The following is a 24,107-nucleotide window of genomic DNA, read 5'->3' as shown; positions in this document are numbered from 1 at the left end:
AATAATCAATTAAAATTATACCTGTTTTGATACTCAAAAAAAACAGCCCGCATGGACTGTTTTTTATTTATTAGACTCTTTATTCTTTAAATCCTTTAATGCTTGATTAGGTTCAATTTCGATATCCTTGTTAAAGTTCAGGGAGAATCCACGATTCAATGAAACGCTTGTTACTTGATAAGTCAACGTTTCAATGTATTCAACTACTGGACGTGATAATTGTTGAACATCTTTAGCTTCTAGATCTTGAATTTCACCATGGAAACCAATTGGCTGAACAACTTGACCAATCAAGCCAGATACTTTAAACGGTGCATTTTCTGGATGAATTTCAAATGGCACAACTACTTGTAAAATTTTACCTTCATCTTCATTTAATGGTTCGCCATTTTCATCTTTAAATTCTGGATGTTCAATATTGATGTTCAATTCTGTCTTCACATCAGCACTGGGTGACTCCACATCATAATGGAACGATTGAACGTTAACTTCGCCTTTATTTATCTTCATATTAATTTACCCCTTGTATTCAAAATAATAATGAGTTCCTTAATAGCTTATTTCTAATCCAGTTTATCATTTTCATAGTGATGACTTAACTCTAATCCCGCAAAATGTTGTTGACGAACAGCTTCATAAATTACTAAAGCAGCACTATTTGATAAATTAAGTGCTCTAATATTGTCACTCATTGGTATTCTCAAACATTTTTCAGGATTACGACGCATGAAGTCTTCAGGAAGACCGGTTGTTTCCTTACCGAATAAGAAATAATGATCCTTTGAAGTGTCAGAGAAATCTTGATCACTATAGACTTTATCTGAAAACTTCGTAATCAAGTATAAATACTTATCGTCAGGAATGGAATCTAAAAAGTCATTCAAATTGTCATGATAAGTAATATCGACTTTATCCCAATAATCTAATCCGGCACGTTTCATATGTGCATCATCTGTGCTAAATCCTAGTGGACGAATTAAATGTAGCTTAGTGTCAGTACCGGCACAAGTTCTAGCAATATTACCAGTATTAGCTGGCATTAGTGGTTCATATAAAGCAATGTGATTAGTCATTTATTTTTTCCCCTTCTTTAAACAAAAAAGCGCATACCCTCGGTGAACACCACAGCAAGGACATGCGCTAGTAAAGCCTTATGTTTACTTGCTTTTGTCAAAATCTCTTCTGAGAAAAACAAATAACCGCAAACTCATAGTGTATTATATACGACATGTACGGTCTAGACAACAGAAAAGTGAATTATTTGTGATTTTCTTGAGATTTTTTTTCATTATCTGTACTTGTTTCCGGTTCTGTATCCAAATTTTCAATATCTTCATCGTCATACCAACTGGAATTACGTTTAAACCAATTAAAGAATCTTGTGAAGATGATTTTCAAGATAGCAAAAATTGGAATACCAGCAACCATACCTACTAAACCATACATCCCTGCTGAAACTAACAAGACCAAAATAGTTGTAACTGGATGCATCTGCATTTTATTACCAACAATTATTGGAGAGATAACTCGTGTCTCAATTGTTTGTTCAACAACAAAGACAATTAAAACTTTTAATACCATTGATGGCGCAATAAAAGCTGCAATAACTAGTGAAGGCACTAGAGCCAAAGTTGAACCGATATAAGGAATTAAATTCAATATTCCAGCTACAATACCTAAAACTAAAGCGTATCTTTGTCCAATAATCAGATAGCCCACAAAGAACATCACAGCAACCCAAAATGCCACCGTCAATTGACCAGTTATATAAGAACTTAATGATTGACTGATCTCAGAAAGCATATCGCCCACTGACTTCTTAATACGATTAGGCATCACCTTAACAATTGATTCCTTAAATTTACGATCATCTTTTAACATAAAGAACAGAATAAATGGTGCTGTCATAATAATAACAACGACATTAGTTAAGACACTAACAGCGGAACTAATATTATTAACCGTCTGTGGTAGAATCTGATCCATTGATTTTTCAAAACTCTTTGTGATACTAGTGTTCGTTTGTACCAAGCGCTCACGCACCATATGTAACTTAGGATCAGAAAACATATTTTGCAAACTCTTATTCAAAGAGTTCCAATATTGTGGCCAATTTTTAACCAATGAATCAATCTGATCTTGAACAAACGGGATCAAAGACATAACACCCCAAATTAATAGTGCCAAAATAATAATAAAGACAAATATAATTGAGATAATTCGATTAACATGAAATTTGTTTTCCAACACATTGATCAACGGATTAATCAGATAATATAGTATCAAAGCCAAAATAACCGGTGGCATGGTTATTCCTAAAATCTGATTAAGCGGATCAAAAACAAATTTTATCTTTGAAAAAAGATAAATTATCAAAAATACTAAGAAAACATTAATCAAAATCACCGTCAATTGATTATTCAAGAACCATTGATAAAACCAACTTTTTCTTTTTTCCGGCGTTTCTTTCATAAAGTACTCCCCAAAAATTTTCTATTAAGAATATACTATATACTATACAATGTTTGGAGGTTTTTGTAATGTTTGAAAAGGTTCTCTTTAGTGGTTACACAAAAAAAGCTGGTAAAGGTGTTTATTCAGCTGAATTCAATTCCGATAATGGTGAATTATCCACACCTAAAGTCCTAGTTGAATTAAATGGTCCTACATATATTGACGTAACAAATAATCTAAAATTGATTGCCCTAGCTAAAAAAGGCGATCGTGGTGGTATCGTTGTTTACGATATTAAGAATGATGAACCAAAATTATTGGATGAAGATTTCTCAGAAGAAACTTCACCATCATACGTTAAATTCGATGCTAGTCGTAATCTAATCTTTAGTGCCTATTTCCATTTGAGCAAAGTTAAAATTGATCATTTAACTGACGACGGCAAGATCGAACACTATTCTGAGGTTAAATTTGAAGGTCACGGTCCTCGTGTTGAACAAGACCAATCTAAGCCTCACTTCAGTAGCCTTACGCCAGATGGCAAATTAATCATTTGTGATTACGGTGCTGATCGTATTTATATTTACGATATATCTGATGCTAAGAATCCTAAATTGATGAATAACTATATTGCACCCGCTGGTTATGCACCAAGACACTTGGTATTTAATCCAACAAAACCATACGTCTATGTTGCCTGCGAATTATCATCTAAGGTTCTAGTTATGGAATACAATGCTGAAACAGCTGGATTAACATTAGTTGATGAAGTTGAAGCTGCTAAAGATGAACAGAAGAACACTACTGCAGCTATCCGTATCACAAAAGATGGTAAGTTCCTTTATGCCTCAACTCGTGGAGCTGATACAATTGCCCTCTTTGGTGTTAACGAAAAAGGTGACCGTCTCAAGAAAATCAATACTACTTCATCAGATGGTAAAGGCCCTCGTGACTTTGACTTAGACCCTTCTGAAAAGTACTTGATTGCAGCTAACCAAGATTCAGATAACATCACTATCTTTAAGAGAAATATGAAAAAAGGAATTTTGACTAGTTTGGAAAATAATATTTCCATTCCTGAGTGTGTATGTGTACACTTTATTTAGTTCCAAATTTAGTCAGGAGAATAATTAATTATTATGTTCATTGAAATCATTAAAACCATTATCCTTGGTATTATCGAAGGTTTCACTGAATTCCTACCTATCAGTTCAACTGGACATTTGTATTTAGCTGATGAATTCGTTAAATTAAACGAACCTACCGCTTTTATCAACATGTTCATGGTAGTTATTCAGTTTGGGGCGATCTTAGCCGTTATCCTCATCTACTTCCACAAATTGAATCCTTTCTCACCCAAGAAAAACAACGTAGAAAAGAAACAAACTTGGAGTATTTGGTTTAAAGTTATTGTTGCTATCTTACCTTCCGTAATTATCGGACTTCCACTAAACGATTGGATGGATAAACATCTTACTAGTTGGCAAGTAATTTCGGCCACACTATTAATTTATGGTATTTTATTCATCGTCGTTGAAAATTGGCTCAAGAATAAGGATCCTCAAACAGCTGATCTGGACAGTCTTTCATACAAAACTGCCTTTCAAATTGGACTTTTCCAAGTCCTCTCACTAGTTCCTGGTACATCACGTTCCGGTGCAACTATTTTAGGTGGTATGACCGTTGGTACATCTAGATTCGTAGCTACTGAATTTTCTTTCTTCTTAGCTATTCCAACAATGTTTGGTGCTAGTCTTTTGAAAATATTTAAATATTTCAAACATGGTAATACTTTTACTGGTGATCAAACGATAATTCTTCTTGTTGGTACTTTGGTATCATTTATCGTTGCTTATGCTTCAATCAAATTCTTGCTTGATTACATTAAACGTAATGACTTCAAGGCTTTTGGTTGGTACAGAATCATTTTAGCTATTATCGTAATTGCTTACTTTGGTTCTAAAGCATTGATGGCTTAATCTCATATGCTAGTTAAATCTCGATCGATTGTATTATAATTGGTCGGGATTTTATTTTTAATAATATAAATATAAGAGGGGTTGATTATTATTTTTAAAGAAGTTGCTGTTGAAAACTTTACTAATATTCCTACTGCTGTACTGAAAGGTGCTAATAGAATTGAGCTAAACGACAATCTTGCCGTTGGTGGTACTACTCCTAGCCTAGGAGTACTTCAAGAAAGCACAAAATATCTACAAGAAAAGTCGATTCCTGTTGTTGAAATGATTCGTCCCCGTGGTGGAAATTTTGTTTATAACGATTTAGAGATCAAAATGATGGAAGCCGACCTCTTCCAAGCTCAAAAATTAGGTGTTGACGGGGTTGCTTTCGGTGCTTTAACTGCCGATGGTGATCTAGATGAAGATGCAATGGAACAACTAATTGCCGCTTCAGCCGGTATGCAAATTGTTTTCCACATGGCATTTGATGCTTTAGCCGAAGACAATAAAAAATCAGCAATTGATTGGTTAGTCGACCATGATGTTGATCGTATCCTTACTCATGGTGGTCCATTGACTACTTCCATTGATCAAACCGTCGATAAAATTAAAGGATACGTTGATTATGCTGCTGGTAGAATTACAATTCTGCCTGGTGGTGGTGTTAACTATCAAAACTGTGACACTATTGCTGAAAAGTTAGGTGTCAAAGAAGTCCACGGTACTAAAGTTATCGATGGCGTTAATAACTAGATAATAAAAAAAGCTCAGTGTAACAATCATCCTTGATGGTCGTTATACTGAGCTTTTTTATTAACTATTTTTATAGTGGAAAGCATCCCATATTCCACTTTTTCAAGCTTTAACGAAATATTGCATAAATACGCCAGCGATACTAAAGTAAATCAAAACACTGGTTAAATCACTTAACGTCGAAATAAATGGTCCACTGGCCACAGCAGGATCAAATCCAAAACTAGACATTAACATTGGAATTAAACTACCGGCTAAGTTGGCGACCGTTATAGCGGCACACATAGCTAAACCAATAACCATACCCAAAACAAAGTTATGTTTCCAAATACCAACTAATAGAAAGACCGAAACGCCAGTAACTAACCCAGTTACAAAACCAGTAATCAATTCCTTACCTATTAGTTTTAAAAACTCATGGCGATTGATTTCTTCAACTGCTAGACGCCTAACAGCAACAGCCAAACTCTGTGTACCCGCGTTACCAGCCGTACCTGTAATTGTAGAAATAAAAACCGCCAAAATACTAGCCTCAGCTAATAAACTTTCATAATGATTGATTAAAGTTGCCGTAATCATACTCAGTAATAACAAAGTTATCAACCAAGGTAATCGCTTTGAGGCAGCTTTGAATGGTCCATCATTATTAGCTTCATCCATACTAACACCGGCCAAACCAGAATAGTCTTGTTGAGCCTCATCATCAATAACTTCAATAACATCATCAACCGTAACGATACCAACCATCTTATTTGAATGATCGACTACTGGAACAGCTAAGAACTCATAATCTCTGAAGACTTGGGCTACCTCAGCTTGTTCAGCATCAACATTAACCGTTATAACGTCGCTATTCATATGATCACCTAAAATGTCATTATCATCCAACATGATCAAATCACGTAATGACATCACTCCGACTAAATCATCATGACTATCTAAAATGTATAGGTAATAAATTGTTTCAGCCGTTTCGGCAAACTTTTTCAAAGCCCTAATGGCTACTGACGATGTCTCTTCTTCATGAAACTGAACATAGTCAGTAGTCATAATACCACCGGCTGTTTCAGTATCATAATGTAACAAGCCTCTTAAATTATTAGCATCATTTTTAGGCATTTGCTCCAAAAAACGGTCAACATCCACTTTATCCAGATGTTCCAAAACATCAGCAGCATTATCGTCATACATATCATTCAACATCTTTGAAGCATAATCCAAATCCATTTCCTTCAACAAATCAGGAATTGCTGGATTGTCATCTTCAATAGTATCGAACATATCGCCCATTTCATCCGGTTCCAAGATGGAATAAAGCGTAACTCGTTCTTCTTTATTTAAAGTGAGATAGAACGTACTTTGATCGTAAAAATGCATATCAAGATAGGTTTTTCGAAACCTTTTCTTGTCATCACTATCGAGGTACCGTTTTAACTGTTCAAATTTTTCTTGCAGTCTCTTTTCATTTTCATCCATTTCTCTCACCCCTTAACACACTCTTTAAGATTACCATATCCTGAGGTAAAGGCGCCTTTAAATTTAACAACTCTTTTGTTACCGGATGAACGATTTGTAGATTATAACAGTGTAACGCTTGTCGATGAATTCGAGGATCAATTTTTTGGCTGTACATATCATCCCCGATAATAGGATGACCAACAGCCGATAAATGTACCCTTATTTGATGGGTTCGTCCTGTTAATAATTTAAGTTCCAACAGACTACCATTATCATAATTTTCCACCGTTTTATAAACCGTTTGTGATTTCTTACCCACTTGATGGTCAATTGCTCGTTTATAAAAAGCATCCGGATCAATACCAATTGGTAAATCAATTAATCCACTGGCTGGTTCCATATGTCCATAGATCATTGCTAAATAAAACTTTTGAAAGTCTTCTGTGTGAAGGATTTGATCTAACAATGAATGTGCATACGACGTCTTTGCAAATACCATTAAACCTGAAGTATCTCGATCCAAACGGGTAACCAAATGGATCGTACTGTTCTCTTTTTTAGAGATTAAGTATGCCTTAACTAAGTTAGCCATCGTTTTACTATCACGAGCTTTAGCGGGTAAACTGGCTATCCCTGGTGGCTTGTTAACAACTAATAGATAATCATCTTCAAAGATTACATCTACTGATCCTGTCATTGGTTTAATCAAATCCGATGGTTCCTCAGCGTTAAGGACAATCAACATCTCATCTCCATCATGTAACTGAAAATTGAAATGTCGTTGTTTATGATTGACAAAAATACGTCCACCTTTATTTTTCATGTTGTGCAATTGACTAGAGGAAAATTTATGCTGCACGAGAAATTTACGGATAGTTTTCTTGTCATTAGGACTGATCACAAATTTTAAGAAACGATTATTTTTTTTCATTTTGTGCTAAGAAAGCTGTTTCTACTCTAGTCCAGAAATGTCTATGACGATATTGGGCAAATTGGGCTCGTTGATAATTAAGCTTAATCGTAATCTTCTTAACATTCTTGAGCTTTGTAGTAATTCCATCACAACTAATAACATAATCATCAGCTGTCTGTGGATAAAGATCGACTTGTTGATTGTGAGGGATAATGATTGGTGAAGAAATTGTTCGGTAAACACGATTGTTAATCGAAGCAATTTCAATCATTTGAAAGACACTAATTTTTGGATGAATCAAGGCTCCACCAACTGACTTAGAGTAAGCCGTTGAACCGGTTGGTGTTGAAAAACAGAGTCCATCCCCACGAAAACTTTCAAAGAATTCTTTATCTAAATCAACACGTGTCTTCATGGTTAAAGAAGATAATCGTCTAACAACCGTTTCATTAATTGCTATTCCGTGGAAAAGTGAACCCTCTTTATTCTCAACAACAATATCTAGAACAGGGTAACTAGTCGAAGGAATATTATCTTGACATTCAATGATTCGCTTAGCCAATTCATCAATTTCCGTATCTGTCCAATCTGAATAGAAGCCTAAATGACCAGTATGCAGAGCTAAAAATCTTACACGGTCCAGATGTGCTGCATAGGCATGAAAAGTACTCAAAAGTGTTCCGTCGCCACCTACACTAATAACTAATTGGGGATTACGACGATCCAATATTAACCCAGCATTTAACAATTTACTGCGTAATTTATTTGCCGCTTCAACCGACTGTTCTTTGTTGTTATTATTAATCCATAATTTCATTTTTTATCCTGCTCCGTTGGGCCATTTAAATCCCGTTTTCGATCTGTGAAGTATTGCTGAGCATCCTGAATCTCTTCCCGTATTTTGGACATCTCTTCGTCCAACATGAATGAGGCTTCAGCAGCTCGTTTTAATCGTTCATTGATCTCTTCAGGAAAATCACCTTTATATTTGTAATTTAACGAATGCTCTATTGTTGACCAGAAATTCATTGCTAAAGTTCTGATTTGGATCTCAGCAAGAATATTTATCTGTCCATTAGATGTTTGAATTGGATACTCGATTACGACGTGATATGAACGATAACCACTTGGCTTACTGTTAGCAATGTAGTCACGTTCCTCAATAACACGCATATCTTCACGGATATGCAATAATTTGGCCACTTCGTAAATATCCTCCACAAACTGACACTGGATTCTTATTCCTGCGATATCTTGCATATCTTGTTCCAATAATTCCTTAGAAATAAATCGGCGACGCATCTTTTCCTTAATACTATCGACCGTTTTAACACGTCCTGTCACAAATTCAATAGGTGAATGTTCATTTTTTTCGAGGAATTCTTTTCGTAAATTTCTAAATTTAATTTTTAGCTCATCAACTGCCTGTGAATAAGGTATCAAAAATTCATTCCATTTGATTTCTGACATAATAACCTCGCTTTAATATAAATATATCGTAGTTTTGTAAAAGATTCATCTAAATATAAATATTACCAATCTTTGAGTTTAAAATTTTACCTTTTTTAAAAATGTTGGTAGAATGACATTGCAATAGAGATGGAGGGAAACATAATGTGGGAAGTATTTTTATATATTAATCCATTATGTTCGTATTGTTTAAAAGTGGAACAAGCAATTATTGATTTCACTAGAAAACACGATATTGATACACAATATCATTTTGTGACGAACTATAATATGGCAACAATTAACGATTATGTTCAATTAAAAGGTTTCAAGATTACCGACATTAAGGAACGTACCTGTGCATCTCAAGATGTAATTGAAGCTGCAAAACTTTATAAAGCAGCATCCTGTCAGGGTAACAAAAAAGCACGTAACTTTTTAATGAATCTTCAAGAACAAGTAAATATTTTGAATAATCCCTTTGATGATAACACTATCAGGCGCGTAATTAACAATAGTGGGCTTGATTACAAGTCCATCATGACTGATAAAGAAAGCCAATGTGTCAGCCAAGGTTTAAAGCGTGACCAACAATTATCAATGGAAATGCATATTCAAAAGGCACCAACGGCTGTAATTTTTGATTGTGAAGACGATGAAAAACCAGGCATGATGATCAATAATTTTGGAGAATCTACTTCTCAAGAAGATATTACCAATAACATTAACATCCTGTTAGAACGAGAACTTCCACAAGATGTTGCCAGTAATGTTTCTACTTCTGGAACAGTTATCAGTTTAGATAGATTTAGAAAATAGTTTTACAAACAAATATAGCTACTAGATCCCAACAATAGGGTTTCTAGTAGCTATTTTTTTAACAATGGCTGCTTCAACCGCTTAGGCATTTGACCACAACGTCTTTGCCAAGCTGGATTAGCAAATATAGGAAATTCCGCATCAAATTTATCTTCTTTGAGATACTCTTCCACCGTCATTTTGTGTACTGTATAAAAGTTTAATTTGAACCTTTGCGATACTAAGTCGTTCTTTTTTCTGATTTTCTTTAACCAGCGTTTATCAGTATATATTCTCAATTTTTGAATTAATTTTGGTCGAAATATAAACAATTTATAAAATTTTGTTCTTGAAAAAATTCTTTTTTGATAAATCATTTTATTAAATGGACCGATGAATTCAATGTTATAAAAAAGTGTCATTATCCCTTGCTGTGAATCTAAGGTTAATAGGTAAAACTGCCAAGTTTTATTATAGGAAATAAATTTTAAATGCTCGCGTCCCAATTTGTTTTTTAAATAATGACCACCCAAGATCCAAATATTTTTTATTCCCACACTACGATACCCATTAACTCTCTTAGTTAAAATATCAGCATTAATTTGCGCACACTGATACTCAACCGCAAAATTCCCATTAACTAAAATATCCGGTCGCTGTTTAATTTTTGATAAATAAACCTCACTTGCTAAAGACCGCGGATTCAATTTACTCAGTTCATTCATCAACATCTTCTTACCTTTTTGATGAATCAAACGCTCGTTTATTTCGTTATTACATTTATTTCTGTGTCGAAAATAAATTCGTGATTCTGTAACGATCAATTTCACTCTTTGTTTACAGTGACAACAATAATAATTATTTTCTTTTTTCGCTTGCAGTGCATCAACTAATAATCCCATTTCATTTAAAGCGGCATACACTTCCATCACCTCTAGATAAAATTACGCAAAAAAAAACCAACCCTAATTGAGTTGGTTTTATTTTTTATCAAAATAATATCTAGTAAGTTCCAAAGCTGTCTTAGACATGATTTCCTTACCATACTCTGATAGGACAGCTGCTGTGACCTTTGTTTTAAAGCTATACTCACTAAGTAAAGCCAAAACATCACTATAAGTCATTTCATGCATCTCATCTGTAAACAGAATCAACTGCAAGTAATATTTATTGTCATATTCCCAAAGATTTGAAATTCCACTTTCTAAGTGTAATAAATCAGCCAATTGGACATAGTCCTCAAAGTCTTTAAATTCAACAATAACCGTCTTCGTAGGTGTATCTGGGTCATTCAAATATGGTGCTGTATCACTATCATATTCCTCAGTACCCATTTTTGCCTCGTTAGTATCATCATTATTATTAACGACTGAACCTTGTAGCCCATTTAATGGCAATGAATCTGTATCTTCAGAATCATCACTCTTACTGATTAACAGCTCCAAACCTGCTTTGTTTGGCATTATTTGGAAAGTAACTGGTTCATTATTCGTAAAGACATGATCCTTATCAACTTCATCCAAAATACTGTAAAAGAACGATTCGATTTGCTTCTTGTTACCTAACAAATCTAAAACAGTTACGCCACGTTCTTGTAAATCTTCCGTACTAAGAATGACTCTGATTGTATTCTCATTAAGTCGATCCATCTCCATCATAGTCACCTCAATTCTGTATCTACATTCTAACAGTCTTATAAACTATTTCAACTATCATATACCGATAACTCGAGTCATTCAAATAATATACTAAAACTCGAAAAGCTAGTCAAAAATAACGATTTCTATAGACTGTTGACCATAGTCCAATTTAAGGTGGTTGAATAGTTATCGCTCTTGGCATAAGACTCATTGTTCATATCCAAAAGGATTCCATCATCGTCATCCCAATTAATAGAACTAACTCCATCAGGAATTTCATCTTCGTAAATTGTCGTTGGAGTACCTGACAGAATTTGACTACTCTTTTTCTTTTCACGATAGACCAAAGCATTTTCTAGAGTATTTTGTCCATCTGCTGTAGTTAAGGGTTCAGATAAGGACACTGTGATCTTTGATACAACTTTATCAGCCGGATAATTATTATTATTAATCGTTATAGCAAAATCTTTATTTTTCCGATGAAAAATCTGTGGTGCATTATTGATCTTACCAAAATCAATATCTGGTACTTGCATTTTTATATTAATAATTGGATGTTGCTGCCAAACATACGTAGTAATTGGATTACCTGCGTTGGAAAATTGATCAACAATTTCTTGTGCTGAAAAGAGATTTCCCACTGGTTGATGGTCAGAACCTCCATTTGCATAATCAACCTCTTGCCATTTATCGCTAATTGCACTATAAGATTCAGAAGTTGATGAATCATTAATTTTTTTACCTACGACAGGAGTTGGAAATTGAACTCCAGTCGTATTTGGCTGTCCTTGAAGATTTTTCATAACTGATTTAGGACCAAGAGTAATTTTCCACAAATTATGTTCTAAGCCAAAGAAGTAACTCATATCGGTTGCATTAGTAGTATCCAATCCTGAGAGATCGACTGTTTCTAAACCAGAGGTACTATTCAGCATTGCATAAAAACTTTTCACATTAGGAGTATTCCATTTAGAAAAATCTAATTTTTTCAAAGAAGATGCACTCCAAAACATTCCATACATTGTTGTGGCGCTAGTAACATTCCAGTTTTCAATGGGCAGACTCTCCAATGCACTAGAGCCATTAAAGGTCAAATAAAAGCTTCCAACTTTAGACACATCCCAATTGACCAACGGTATCGTCTTAGCCTTAGTATTTTTTGAAAATGTCGAATTTAAATCAGTCAGAGATGAAGTATCCCAATCTTTCAAAAAATCAAAATTCGATATCGATGTTGCTAGAAACATACGGGACATCTTTTCAACTTTTGAAGTATCCCAATCAGCAATATTTAACCCATCAAAGTCAGTAATAGCTGAGCCATTGAATAATGCTGTCATATCAACTACCGAACTAGTGTCAAACGTACCAATTATCTTTTGTAATTTAGTAGTTCCCATAAATACGCTGCTTAAGTCCTCTACATTGGAAGTATCATACTGTGATAGATCAATCGTTTTAAATCCCGTTCCTGAAAACATAGAACCCATACGCAAAGTTTTATCAGTAACTAAAGTTTCATATCCTTTCAACGTATCTTCACTGAGTAATTTGTCATTGCTAAACATACTCCCCGTATGGTTTAACTTTGGAGTATTCCAATTAGATAAATCTAATTCTGCTAAATTAGAACAATCGCCGAACATCGAATACATTGACGTGACATTTGAGACATTCCAATCATTCACCATCGAAAGATCACTATCAGTCACTCCTGCAAACATTGAAGACATATTTTCTACATTTGATGTATCCCACTCTCTGATTCCCTTAACTTGTGAAACGTTACTATCACCGTTAAACATTGAGGACATATCTGTAACCTTGCCTATATCCCATTTGCTTAAATCCAACTCATTAAATTTGCTTTTATTAAACAAACTTGACATATCCGTGACCCTAGAAACATCCCAATCTTTGATGTCATCAGGATCATTTTTAATAAAATTCACATTCTGAAATGTTGACCTCATACTAGTTACATTTGATGTATCAAAACCTTTTAACCCAACTATTTCACCAGGAACCCCCAGAAAAAGAAGATTTAAACTGTCAGCTTCAGAAGTATCGAATCCCGATATATTAAGATACTCTAACGAATAACAGTTCATAAACATACCAAAAAAATTATTTACATGACTAGTATCAAAGTTCGATAAATCCAAACTCTTTAAAGAATTGTTATCGTAAAACATACTACCGAGCCACGTAACCTTGGATGTCTTCCAGGCTTCAAGACCAATTATTTCTGTTAATTTTTTATCCCCACTAAACATGTATCCCAATGTTGAAGCTGCCGATACATCTAAATTGGTTACATCAATTGTCGTAACATTTTCTAAATTTGAAAAAACTCCATTATTACCATTTGATGTAACAAAGTCATTATTTACTTTTACCCCATCTTCTACATAAACACTTTTAATTGAACTAGCGTAATTCTTCCAATTGCCCATGCCATAGGCTAATTGACCTGCGTGAACCGTCAACTTTCCAGTGCTGTCAATGTCCCAATTAGCCGTACCATTGACACCACTATATGTGATTGTCGCTGCTGTAGGTAACATGTCGTCAGTCTGTGCAAGGGATTCATTATTCATCAAATTAGCGGCATTCTGATTTAACAATTGTTGCACATCATTTGTCGTAGCCGCCTGTATCTCATTTGTCTCAAAAACGGTCATACACAAGATTCCCAAAAGTAGTATCACCGACAATATGACAAAGTTGTTTCTATTCGAAATAGGCCTTCTGAATACATGCATAGCGTCCACCTTGAAATCGTTTTCTTAAGGTGAATTATATCAAACATCATGAATATACTTTTTCATTTAATATAAATATATTTGTTCTATTGTGAATAAATTCTTTAATTGATTGTTCAAAATGTTCTTACCAATTTTGGCAACAAAAAAAGAGCACTTCCGTTAGGAAATGCTCTGTTTATATTCTTATAATCCAGCCATTAATTGAGCCTTTTGAAGTTCCATAGTTCTAACACTTCTAGGCAAGAATCTTCTGATTTCATCTTCGTTAAAACCAACTTGAAGACGTTTATCATCCATAATAATAGGACGTTTTAACAAACCAGGGTTTGTTTGAACTAAATCCAACAATTGATCAATTGTTAAATCGTCCAAATTAACTTTAAGGTTTTGGAATGCCTTTGAACGTGTAGAAATAATTTCTTCTGTACCGTTCTCAGTCATTTGTAAAACTTGTTTAATTTCTTGCTTATTTAAAGGTTCAGAGTAAATGTTTCTTTCTTTGTAAGGAATGTCATGATCCTCGAGCCAAGCCTTGGCTTTACGACATGATGTGCAACTTGGAGATGTATAAATGGTTACCATATATAATCTCTCCTTTCCTGTGTAGTATCAAACTCTTTAAACACAATAATATTGTAACCCATTGCATTAATAAAATCTATAGTTTTTCAATAAAAAGTTACGAATATTTGTTCGAAAATTGTTTAATTGTGAAAACATGTACCCACTAAATAGCCCTTTATGTATTTTTTTCACAAAAAACATAAATTTGGATTAATTTATTGTATTAGTTATTATTTATAGTACTTTCATTGAAAATATAATCCTATCACTCTGCGATTAAACTTCGATTTCTAAACCTTGGAAAGCATTCACGACTGGAATTTCTCTCGCATATTTTTGTGATTGGCTTAACATTGTCTCAACATCAACTGTTTGAGGTAAATGACTTATCATAAGACGTTTGACGTTGGCATCCTTAGCTAAGGTACCAGCTTCTTTTGTATTTAAGTGCCATTTACGACCAGTTACGTCTTCTGGAAAATTAGTATCAGCAATTAATAAATCTGCATCTTTACTAAAGTCGACTAAACCGTCAAAATATGTGGTGTCAGCTGTATAAACGATTACCTTACCTTTACTATCGGTAATTCTCATCGCATAAGCTGGAACTGGGTGAACTGTTCTGAGAAATTCGAACTTTAATGTTCCAATCTCAGTTGGTTCATAGTCGTTATAGGCGATTCCTTTAGTTGCATTTGGTTCTGTCAATTGAGCAAAGTTGACAAAATCTTGTGTATGACCATAAATAGGTAGTGGATTTTCTTTTTTAGCAGCGAGCCAATTGTACTGCAAAACACCCACATCTGCTGTATGATCATGGTGATAATGGGATAAAACAACAGCATCTAAATCAGTTGGTTGCATGTAGTTAGATAGTGAATTTAAAACACCACTACCACAATCGATCAACAAATTCTTACCGTCGTTTTGTAATAAGTATCCAGAAGTACCGATTCCTTTATAAGGATACCCTCCGTAAAAACCTAATACTGTAACTAACATAGAAACCTCCAAAAAATTTAAATTGAAAGGATTTCAATAATTATGAACATAACATTAAAGCTAGGCACATATAATTTTTTAAAGAGTCAGCAAACTTCTGCTGATACTTTATTAAAACCCTTATTTAGTATTAACGCAGACCATCTTTTAATAAAAAAGTTATCCACTTTTGCGCAATACCGTAGTATCAATGGAGAGTATGAAGAATTCAATAGGTTATATTCCTTGACATATCTGAAGTTTAATCCTGATCAGGCCAAGTTATTTGAAAATAAATTATTCAGTCTCCACAAATACTCCTTTAATTCTACCGCAACAGCTGTCTTTCAAAAAAGAGATAGTCCAAGAGAATATTTAATTCTTAAAACTTTTACACAAACTCATCAAATAAAACAATGGAACAAAAATTTACAACTAGAGGTTCAATCACAAATTCAGGGTACTAACGAAGAAGATTTTGGATTCTTTACCAAAAGTTACTCAATCGTCACAGACTAAATTTATGTTTGATCCCATGCCAAGAGACCTTATAACTCACCAAACCAAAAATACCATATAAAACAACATAACCAGCGTATATCAAAATAATATTTTTTGAGATATGCCGTCCAGTATTCGACATCGCAATCGCAACAATCGATTGTGCCAAGGCAAAAATCAACGGTATCAAGAAAGTTAACGTATTTTCACGACGAACAATACGCTTGACCTCGCTTTCTTCGACACCGATTTTTTGTAAGGTTCGCAATTGCCGCGATTGATAATCATCCCTCAAAAGGATTCTCAATGTCAGTACACTTCCTAAGGCAATCAACAAAGCAACACTGAACAAAGACACGATAAAGAGATAGAATCCTCCACCTTGAGTAAAATTCTTTTTAATGCTCCCTTGTCTTAAGAATCCGGCCTGTGTATAGATGGAGCCTCCTCTATCGGGGGCTTTTTTCAATACTTCAATGTTTGATTGATCCAAGGTCTTTTTGAAATTAACTTTCATATAGTAAGCATCGCGGAAATTATCTAGCTTTTCCAACTGCTTTGTACTCAACCGATCCCCTCGCTTGAAATCCCAACCATAAAAGGTATCCTCAACTTCAGCCGGCATCTTCTGATAATACTTATCAGGCACAACCATCATTGGCCCAAAATGCATCGAACTACCATATGGAAACGAACTACCTGTTTTAACCGTAGCAATGACCGGCGAATCTTTGACCCGAATATCATGTTCTTTAAAGTGGCGATTTTCAAAAATCGATCCATTATAATCAATTTTCAAGAATTCACGCGAGTTGATTTTACCGTTCCACTTCCGCATTCTTTTGGGTAAAGACATATAATCGCTATATGACATGAAAGTCATTGGCTGACGAATATAGTCTTGATTATCTTTTTTATAATAAGACACCAAATTAATTTTTACGTTTGTCTGGTACTCACCTTTAATGTGAGCCTTACTCTTTTTCAATTCCTGCTTAATCACACCGGCAGTATTTTTATCAGCAGCCAGTTCAAAGGGATAGGCACTATTATAATTACGATGCACCGCTTGATACCCAAAATAACAAAAAGTTAGTAGCATCAAGGCTAGAGCTGATAATTCAGTTACAAACCATAAGATAGAGATATTTTGAAATAATCTCTCCTTTAAATATTTAAAAGAGAACATATTGATTCCAGAATAGGAGACAGAATGAATTCGCTGTAAAGTATTCAAAATAGTTGGCAAGAATCCAAAGTAAACTAAATATGTTCCAAAAATGTCAGCTAGCATAACAAAGAATATTTCAGTGATCGGTTTGGATGAATAACTGACCGTATGCATATCGTAGAATAACGACACCGTACAAATCTGAGCACTAAATAATAGTAATAATCCAAAGATGCCTGCCGGGATTCTTAGCCACCATCGCGTCTTTATCTCACGTTTAATAGTCTTTCGTTGCAAAATCCTAAACGTTTTAATGGCGTTGATAATACTCAAAACCAATGTCGAGAAAAAGAACATTTTAGCTAGAAGAAAAACATCATTCCAACTGATATGCATTATGAAATTAAATCGTAATCGCATCAGATAGAATAACGCCATTCCCATAAATTTTTGAAAAATCAAAGTTGTAGACAAACCGATAATCCAAGCAAAAGCTTGTACAATCGTTGTTTGAATAAAACTAATCGCTACTATGACCCAACGTTGCATCCCTAATTTTTCAAAGGTTCGAAACTCATTTCTCTGTTGCTTGATGAAAAAGCCACCAACATAAGCCATATAAATAAAGGCACAGAATGCAAAAAGTCCACTCATCATAATAGTTATATCTGAAATAAATGAATTCCACGATCGTAACGAAACTCGCACGGAAGGATTGTCTCCCAAAGAAATCAGAATCCCAAATATTCCAATGGCAAAAGCACAAGCTAGGATGTATATTAAGTAGCTATCACGCATATTATATAAACTACGTTTAATTATTTTGCGATACATTGAAATAGCTTCCCCCTCCAATCGTCCGTTGCATATTGATGATCTGTTCAAAAAATTTATCTCGATTGCCAGGGTTAACAACTTCAGAAAAAACTACACCATCTTTAACAAAGATTACCCGACTACAATAACTAGCCGTAAAGGCATCATGCGTCGCCATTAAAATAGTCGTTTTCTCTCGTTGGTTAACTAATTGCATATAGTTCAACAAAATCGTCGCTGATTTAGAATCAAGACTTCCCGTTGGCTCATCAGCAAATAGAATCTCTGGACTATTGATCAAAGCTCTCGCAGCTGCCACAATTTGACGCTGACCCAAAGACAACTCATCAATATTACGTTTACTTAATTTTTCAATATTAAGTAAATTCATCATATAATTGAAGCGTTCCTCAATTAATTTTTTATTTGACCGATTCAAAGCTAGTGGTAAAATAACATTTTCCTTCACATTCAATGAATCCAACAATTCAAAACTTTGATAAATGAACCCCATTTTATTACGACGATACTTAGTTTGATCACGATCATGTAGCTGCGTCAGGTCTTGACCATCAACTATTATTTGACCATGATCTGGACGTTCATTAGTTGATATCATGTTTAACAGTGTCGTTTTACCTGCACCCGACGGACCCATGATTCCTAAAAATTCGCCATGTTCAACTTTTAGGCTGATATCCTTAATGGCGTGAACGGCATTTCGCTTCTTTCCAAAATCTTTTGAAATATTCTTTACAATTATTTGCAACGTAATTTCTCCATAATTAAATAATTATTGTTATCATATTATATACATAGTGTCTTCATTCTAGCACGGAGGGAATTTTAACATGGCTAAAATTATGATTATTGAAGATGATCAATCTATCTCCAAATTAATCAGTGAAAATCTTGCCAAATGGCAAATCAATTCTTATATTACGAAAGATTTCAACAGTATCATTGATCAATTCAATGAATACAAACCTGACCTAGTTCTTTTAGATATCAACTTACCTGTCTACGACGGTTACTATTGGAATCAAGAAATCAGAAAAATTTCTAAGACTCCCATTATAATCATCTCATCCCGTAATTCCAATATGGATCAAATCATGGCTATGAATATGGGGGCTGATGATTTTGTAGAAAAACCTTTCTCGGTCGATATTTTAGTGGCTAAAATCAATGCCTTGCTACGTCGTACTTATGACTTTACTAAAAATACTAGCGACGTCATCGAGCACAATGGTCTCAAATTGAATCTTTCAAGTGGTTCCGTTGAAATTGATGACAATAAGATTGATCTCTCTAAAAATGAATATAAACTACTTCAACGTCTCTTAAAAGACCAAGGCAAAATTGTTACTCGTGAGCAATTACTCAATTTTATGTGGGATGACGAACGTTTCGTTGATGATAATACTTTAACAGTTAACATCAATCGTCTCCGCAGTAAAATCGAAAAATATGGTCTCAAAAATTATATTGTAACTAAAGTTGGTCAAGGATACATTATTCCTTAATGAGGTAAATCATGACATTTCTTAAATATCTAAAAGATCATATTTATTCAATTCTAATTGTGCTGATTGGTGTTACTTTTGTAGAAATAGTTCTCTTTCTTGATCCTAACGTAGACTTTTATCCGGGAACATTAATTTATACTTGGATTCTAGCAATGATATTTTTAGTAGTGAATCTATCAATTTCCTACAATCATAAGAAATTTTGGTATAAGCAATTAGAAAGTTATCAAAATGACTTATCTAAAGAACTCGTTGGTGCCAGCAACAACGAGCAGAAATACATTCAGGAGAAAATCAATAATATTTCTTTGGAATATCGTAATGAGTTGACGAAGCTCTATCAAAATCAAAAAGATCAGCGTGAATATACTGAATCTTGGGTTCATGATATTAAAGTTCCTTTAGCAGCTTTGAAACTTTCACAAGATGATGAATTAGACAAAAACCTAGTTGACGAAGAAATCGATCAGATTGATTACTTAGTTGATCAGGCACTCTACTTTGCTCGTCTGAACAATTTTTCCAATGACTATTTAATTCAAGAACAGGACCTCAACAACATTGTTAAAGCTTCTATTCGAACTAACAAACGCCTCTTTATTAATAAACGTATTGGAATCAGTTTAGACATCACTGATAAGAAAATTTTAACTGATGAAAAATGGCTGAGTTTTATTATTAATCAAATTGTTTCTAATAGTTTGAAATACACTAATCGTGGTGGCAAAATTTCTATCTTCACAACAGATAAAAACAATAACGTTGAATTGCATATCAAAGATAATGGTATTGGTATCGCTAATCAGGATGTTAGTCGAATTTATAACAAAGGCTTTACCGGTAGCAATGGCCGTCAATCAGGTAGTAAATCTACTGGTATGGGCTTGTATTTAGTTAAAAAGATGATCGACAAGCTTGGTCATACAATTGAAGTTAAATCCCAAACAGGTCAAGGAACTGAATTCATTATTACTTTCCTCGATTTGCCTTATTACAAGTAAATTTCTTAGAATGATCCTAGCATGTCACAAATAGATGCTACTGTTCGAGTCAGATATTTAATATCTGGCTCTTTTTTGTATTCAACGCTTAGTTTGCTTTAGACAACATCAAGAATACGATAAAAAAATAAGTAGTAAATCCACAAGTGTGGACTTACTACTTACCCCAATACAGAATTAATTACCCTGCATTTTTTATTTAACAGTACCGACTCATCACTTTTTTCACATCGTCTAGCGTAATATCTTGAGATCCATTCTTGGACTCTTGTAACGCTTGTTCATAAAGTTCATCATCGATATCATCTTCTATTTTTTCAATCACTACTGTACGAAGAAAAGATGAAATACTCATATCTTTCGATTTAGCATAATTACGAATCACCTTTTCATCAAAATCATCTAATTGGAAAGAGATAGTTGCCATCTTTCATCACCACCTGTCCCATATCAAACCTAGTGTATCCTCATGAAGAGTTTTTTTCAATAGTTAGCCTCTTCACAATTCAATATTATACAATTTTTGTTTCATAAATTGAATGTTCAATATGGTTAGTTAATGACATAATGTCTAGTATTTTTCCCAAATCACATCTTTAAAGTCAACGCATTTATAGCGACAACAACTGTGGAAAGTGACATTACAATTGCTCCAACAGCAGGACTTAAAACAAATCCAACACCCGCTAAGATTCCGGCAGCTAAAGGAATTGCTACAATATTATATCCAGCTCCCCACCAAAGATTCTCGACCGTCTTTTGATAAGTATGATGGGACAATTTCAAGAATTTAATAATATCGAATGGATCACTGTTGTATAAAATTACATCAGCTGAATCAATCGCTACATCTGTACCAGCACCGATAGCAACTCCGATTGTTGCTGCGGCAAGGCTAGGAGCATCATTAATACCATCCCCGACCATCATGACGTGATGACCAGATAGTTCAAGTTGTTTAATTACTTTATTCTTGTCCTCTGGTAATAATTCAGCTCTAAATTCATCAATTCCCATCTGTTTAGCCATGGTTGCTGCAGCATCTTTATTATCACCAGTTAACATAATAGTTGTAATATTTCTGGCCTTTAACTCTTTAATGAACTCAATCGTATTCTTCTTAATTCGATCACCTAAGGCCACAAAACCAAGAACTTTTTTATCTGCCACTAGGTAACTAATAGTATTTCCTTTATCTAAATATGTTTGAACTAATTTACTATCAATTGGAATATTTTCATTTTTTAGATACTTCATATTGACTAAATAATATTCGTGACCCTCTAACTTTCCACTCATACCATAGCCTTTAATTGCTTGAACATCGTCAAAATTAGCTATTTCAATCTTCTTATCCTTAGCATATTGCACGATACTATTGGCGATGGGATGACTAGAACCACTTTCAATACCAGCGATAACTGAAAGTAATTTATTATCATTAATTGTAGAATCAATACTCTTCAAACCATTAACAGTGAATTTACCTTCAGTCAAAGTTCCAGTCTTATCCATTGCGATGTAATCAATTTTACGACTATTTTCCATAGCTTGATTATCACGAATAATTAGACCATTAGTTGCGGCAATTGAAGTACTGCGGGACATAACCAAAGGAATTGCTAATCCCAAGGCATGTGGACAAGCGATAACCAAAACAGCTACTAGTCTGTTCAGTGCTGTATTCATATCACCAAAAATCAGCCAATAAACAAAGGCAATAATTCCCACTGACAACGCAGCGTAGAATAACCAACTTGATACCTTATCAGCCAACATTTGTGTCTTAGAACGATTATTCTGTGCATCAGATACAAGTTTACTGATCTGTGACAAGTAACCCTCATTGGCAGCTTTATCAACTTTTACACGTATTGTACCTTCACCATTGATCGAACCACCAACAACTTTACTGCCAATTTCTTTTTTGACGGCTTTAGATTCACCAGTAATCAAAGATTCATTGATGTAACTAGTACCGCTAACAATATGTCCATCTAGCGGTACTGATTCTCCGGCACGAATCTCAACAACGTCGCCATCTTTAACCATGGAAATATCATGATCCATAGTTTTTCCCTCATGTACCATATGAACTTGATCAGGAACTAGTGAGGCAATCTTTTGTAAAGCATTGCCAGCACTCATGGTAGATTTCATTTCGATCCAGTGACCCAAAAGCATGATCACAATCAAGGATGATAGTTCCCAAAAGAAATCCATAATGTGTTGTGGTGAATGAACCAGATCATTCATGACAAAGGCATATAAACTATAAATATAAGCAACGCTGATACCCATAGTAATCAAAGTCATCATAGCTGGTTGCTTAGATTGTAGTTCTCCTTTGGCACCAGTGATAAAAGGTTTTCCACCATAGAAATACAAGATTGTAGCTAAAACTAGTACGATCCAATCAGATCCAGGAAATTGAACTTGGAAAGGCAAATTTAAACCCATAAATGGTGATAGTACAAATACTGGTATTGCTAAAACAAGCGAAATCCAAAATTTCTTCCTCAAGTCCCCCATATCCATCATGTGACCACCGTGCATCATCATGTGGCTACCAGACATGTCCATTCCCGACATATCCATATCTGAATGATCGTTATCATTCATTTTCATTCCATTCATATCTTTCATGATAAGTTTGCCTCCAAACAATTACATTCGACTTCCTCTGGAGCTGTTTGGGCCTTAGCATTTAAAGCCCCAACAATATCAGAAATATCGCTTTGAGAAATCTCAGAGTTTTGTACTAAATCTTTAATCGCTTGACCCTTACGCATGCAACAAAGATTATCAAACAAATTGTTAACACTCTGATGAATAGCCAAATCCTCATCTATCAGTGGCTTGTAAACATAAGGACGTTTAGTTTCTTCAGCCTTCAAAAAGTTTTTCTTTTGTAAACGAACGATCAGAGTTTTAATCGTGGCAGATTTCCAATCAGTCTTTCGTTCAAGAATATCAATAACTTCTTTACTAGTTGCTTGACCCAAAGTCCAAATGATCCTCATTACTTGCCATTCAGCTTTACTCATTGTTTCAATTTCTTTCATATTGTCACTTTCCTTCTAGGTTTACATCTGTAGTCTTCTCAACAATTCTTAGTTTACAACCGTAAACAAAATGTGTAAAGTATTACGCTTATAAAAATGACAGAGAGCGAAGTAGGCTTGAGAATTTCCGAGGATTTGCCTAAGTACTGGAATCGCACGCGTATTTTGCGGGCAATTCCAGTACTGTAGCAAACCGGAAGAAATTAGCCTACGTAGCTCGTTTCCACTATTAAAAATAGAACAATGGTTATCTACAAACAAAAAGGCCAGTACACCAACCATTAA

General features: G+C 34.4%; 24 protein-coding genes. 7 read left to right on the top strand and 17 right to left on the bottom strand.

Going from position 1 to position 24,107, the window contains the following annotated elements; all coding sequences use genetic code 11:
• Positions 1-63: 63 nt before the first annotated feature.
• The 3 genes from ATN92_RS06610 to ATN92_RS06600 form a co-directional block, all read right to left on the bottom strand.
• Entirely contained in the window at positions 64-510 is a 447-nt protein-coding gene (locus ATN92_RS06610; RefSeq protein ID WP_025084608.1) for a DUF1149 family protein, read from the bottom strand.
• A gap of 53 nt (positions 511-563) precedes the next feature.
• Positions 564-1,073 carry a tRNA (uridine(34)/cytosine(34)/5-carboxymethylaminomethyluridine(34)-2'-O)-methyltransferase TrmL gene (gene trmL, locus ATN92_RS06605; protein ID WP_056953914.1) on the bottom strand — a complete coding sequence of 170 codons (510 nt, stop codon included), beginning with the start codon at positions 1,071-1,073 and terminating at the stop codon, positions 564-566.
• Between the two features lie 184 nt (positions 1,074-1,257).
• Complete coding sequence (locus tag ATN92_RS06600; RefSeq protein ID WP_056953912.1) at positions 1,258-2,472, bottom strand: AI-2E family transporter; 1,215 nt, start codon at positions 2,470-2,472, stop codon at positions 1,258-1,260.
• Between the two features lie 68 nt (positions 2,473-2,540).
• Here ATN92_RS06600 and ATN92_RS06595 point away from each other — a divergent pair, with 68 nt between their 5' ends.
• The 3 genes from ATN92_RS06595 to ATN92_RS06585 all read left to right on the top strand — a co-directional run bounded on the left by ATN92_RS06595 (position 2,541) and on the right by ATN92_RS06585 (position 5,168).
• Positions 2,541-3,560, top strand: a complete 1,020-nt coding sequence (locus ATN92_RS06595; protein ID WP_056953910.1) for a lactonase family protein — start codon at positions 2,541-2,543, stop codon at positions 3,558-3,560.
• A 33-nt stretch (positions 3,561-3,593) separates the two neighbouring features.
• Positions 3,594-4,433, top strand: coding sequence for an undecaprenyl-diphosphate phosphatase (locus ATN92_RS06590; RefSeq protein WP_056953907.1), 840 nt, complete (start codon positions 3,594-3,596; stop codon positions 4,431-4,433).
• A 90-nt stretch (positions 4,434-4,523) separates the two neighbouring features.
• Complete coding sequence (locus ATN92_RS06585; RefSeq protein ID WP_056954057.1) at positions 4,524-5,168, top strand: copper homeostasis protein CutC; 645 nt, start codon at positions 4,524-4,526, stop codon at positions 5,166-5,168.
• 102 nt (positions 5,169-5,270) lie between these two features.
• On the opposite strand, the gene mgtE is transcribed toward ATN92_RS06585, so the two are convergent.
• From mgtE to yjbM, 4 genes are read right to left on the bottom strand one after another with little or no spacing between them, the layout of a single operon-like run.
• Positions 5,271-6,644 carry a magnesium transporter gene (gene mgtE / locus ATN92_RS06580; protein WP_056953905.1) on the bottom strand — a complete coding sequence of 458 codons (1,374 nt, stop codon included), beginning with the start codon at positions 6,642-6,644 and terminating at the stop codon, positions 5,271-5,273.
• On the bottom strand, positions 6,637-7,557 hold the full coding sequence (locus ATN92_RS06575; protein ID WP_056953903.1) for an RluA family pseudouridine synthase: 921 nt from the start codon (positions 7,555-7,557) through the stop codon (positions 6,637-6,639). The genes mgtE and ATN92_RS06575 overlap by 8 nt, the downstream gene beginning before the upstream one ends.
• A complete protein-coding gene (locus tag ATN92_RS06570; protein WP_056953901.1) occupies positions 7,544-8,356 on the bottom strand; it encodes an NAD kinase in 813 nt (270 codons plus the stop codon). Before ATN92_RS06570 ends, ATN92_RS06575 begins: the two co-directional genes overlap by 14 nt.
• Positions 8,353-9,009, bottom strand: coding sequence for a GTP diphosphokinase (gene yjbM, locus ATN92_RS06565; RefSeq protein WP_025084617.1), 657 nt, complete (start codon positions 9,007-9,009; stop codon positions 8,353-8,355). The genes ATN92_RS06570 and yjbM overlap by 4 nt, the downstream gene beginning before the upstream one ends.
• A 144-nt stretch (positions 9,010-9,153) precedes the next feature.
• Here yjbM and ATN92_RS06560 point away from each other — a divergent pair, with 144 nt between their 5' ends.
• The gene (locus ATN92_RS06560) at positions 9,154-9,807 is read left to right on the top strand and encodes a DsbA family protein (protein WP_056953899.1); all 654 of its coding nucleotides are present in this window, start codon (positions 9,154-9,156) and stop codon (positions 9,805-9,807) included.
• A 50-nt stretch (positions 9,808-9,857) separates the two neighbouring features.
• Here ATN92_RS06560 and ATN92_RS06555 read toward each other — a convergent pair whose 3' ends face one another.
• The 5 genes from ATN92_RS06555 to ATN92_RS06535 all read right to left on the bottom strand — a co-directional run bounded on the left by ATN92_RS06555 (position 9,858) and on the right by ATN92_RS06535 (position 15,760).
• Positions 9,858-10,709, bottom strand: a complete 852-nt coding sequence (locus ATN92_RS06555) for a competence protein CoiA (protein ID WP_056953897.1) — start codon at positions 10,707-10,709, stop codon at positions 9,858-9,860.
• Positions 10,710-10,766: 57 nt separating this feature from the next.
• Positions 10,767-11,441: an adaptor protein MecA gene (locus ATN92_RS06550; RefSeq protein ID WP_054643070.1), complete on the bottom strand. Its 675-nt coding sequence runs from the start codon at positions 11,439-11,441 to the stop codon at positions 10,767-10,769.
• Between the two features lie 128 nt (positions 11,442-11,569).
• Positions 11,570-14,110 carry a BspA family leucine-rich repeat surface protein gene (locus ATN92_RS06545; protein ID WP_056953895.1) on the bottom strand — a complete coding sequence of 847 codons (2,541 nt, stop codon included), beginning with the start codon at positions 14,108-14,110 and terminating at the stop codon, positions 11,570-11,572.
• Between the two features lie 267 nt (positions 14,111-14,377).
• The gene (spxA, locus tag ATN92_RS06540; protein WP_054643068.1) at positions 14,378-14,776 is read right to left on the bottom strand and encodes a transcriptional regulator SpxA; all 399 of its coding nucleotides are present in this window, start codon (positions 14,774-14,776) and stop codon (positions 14,378-14,380) included.
• Between the two features lie 258 nt (positions 14,777-15,034).
• Complete coding sequence (locus ATN92_RS06535) at positions 15,035-15,760, bottom strand: MBL fold metallo-hydrolase (RefSeq protein ID WP_056953893.1); 726 nt, start codon at positions 15,758-15,760, stop codon at positions 15,035-15,037.
• Positions 15,761-15,802: 42 nt separating this feature from the next.
• Here ATN92_RS06535 and ATN92_RS06530 point away from each other — a divergent pair, with 42 nt between their 5' ends.
• Positions 15,803-16,258 (top strand): hypothetical protein, encoded by a 456-nt coding sequence (locus ATN92_RS06530; RefSeq protein ID WP_056953891.1) that lies wholly within the window; start codon positions 15,803-15,805, stop codon positions 16,256-16,258.
• Here ATN92_RS06530 and ATN92_RS06525 read toward each other — a convergent pair.
• Positions 16,248-18,245: an ABC transporter permease gene (locus ATN92_RS06525; protein WP_056953889.1), complete on the bottom strand. Its 1,998-nt coding sequence runs from the start codon at positions 18,243-18,245 to the stop codon at positions 16,248-16,250. The genes ATN92_RS06530 and ATN92_RS06525 overlap by 11 nt on opposite strands.
• Positions 18,226-18,996 (bottom strand): ABC transporter ATP-binding protein, encoded by a 771-nt coding sequence (locus tag ATN92_RS06520; RefSeq protein WP_082604569.1) that lies wholly within the window; start codon positions 18,994-18,996, stop codon positions 18,226-18,228. The genes ATN92_RS06525 and ATN92_RS06520 overlap by 20 nt, the downstream gene beginning before the upstream one ends.
• 82 nt (positions 18,997-19,078) lie before the next feature.
• Here ATN92_RS06520 and ATN92_RS06515 point away from each other — a divergent pair, with 82 nt between their 5' ends.
• Together ATN92_RS06515 and ATN92_RS06510 are read left to right on the top strand one after the other, a co-directional pair.
• Entirely contained in the window at positions 19,079-19,753 is a 675-nt protein-coding gene (locus ATN92_RS06515; RefSeq protein ID WP_056953885.1) for a response regulator transcription factor, read from the top strand.
• A gap of 11 nt (positions 19,754-19,764) precedes the next feature.
• Positions 19,765-20,757, top strand: coding sequence for a sensor histidine kinase (locus ATN92_RS06510; RefSeq protein WP_056953883.1), 993 nt, complete (start codon positions 19,765-19,767; stop codon positions 20,755-20,757).
• Between the two features lie 199 nt (positions 20,758-20,956).
• On the opposite strand, the gene relB is transcribed toward ATN92_RS06510, so the two are convergent.
• The 3 genes from relB to ATN92_RS06495 all read right to left on the bottom strand — a co-directional run bounded on the left by relB (position 20,957) and on the right by ATN92_RS06495 (position 23,822).
• Positions 20,957-21,184 (bottom strand): type II toxin-antitoxin system RelB family antitoxin, encoded by a 228-nt coding sequence (gene relB, locus ATN92_RS06505; protein WP_056953881.1) that lies wholly within the window; start codon positions 21,182-21,184, stop codon positions 20,957-20,959.
• A gap of 161 nt (positions 21,185-21,345) precedes the next feature.
• Positions 21,346-23,403, bottom strand: a complete 2,058-nt coding sequence (locus ATN92_RS06500) for a heavy metal translocating P-type ATPase (protein ID WP_321197784.1) — start codon at positions 23,401-23,403, stop codon at positions 21,346-21,348.
• A complete protein-coding gene (locus ATN92_RS06495; protein WP_056953879.1) occupies positions 23,400-23,822 on the bottom strand; it encodes a CopY/TcrY family copper transport repressor in 423 nt (140 codons plus the stop codon). Before ATN92_RS06495 ends, ATN92_RS06500 begins: the two co-directional genes overlap by 4 nt.
• Between the last annotated feature and the right edge of the window lie 285 nt (positions 23,823-24,107).

The organism is Companilactobacillus bobalius (assembly GCF_009764355.1).
The sequence above is the reverse complement of the archived record's forward strand: the minus strand, read 5'-3'. Positions and strand labels throughout refer to the sequence as shown.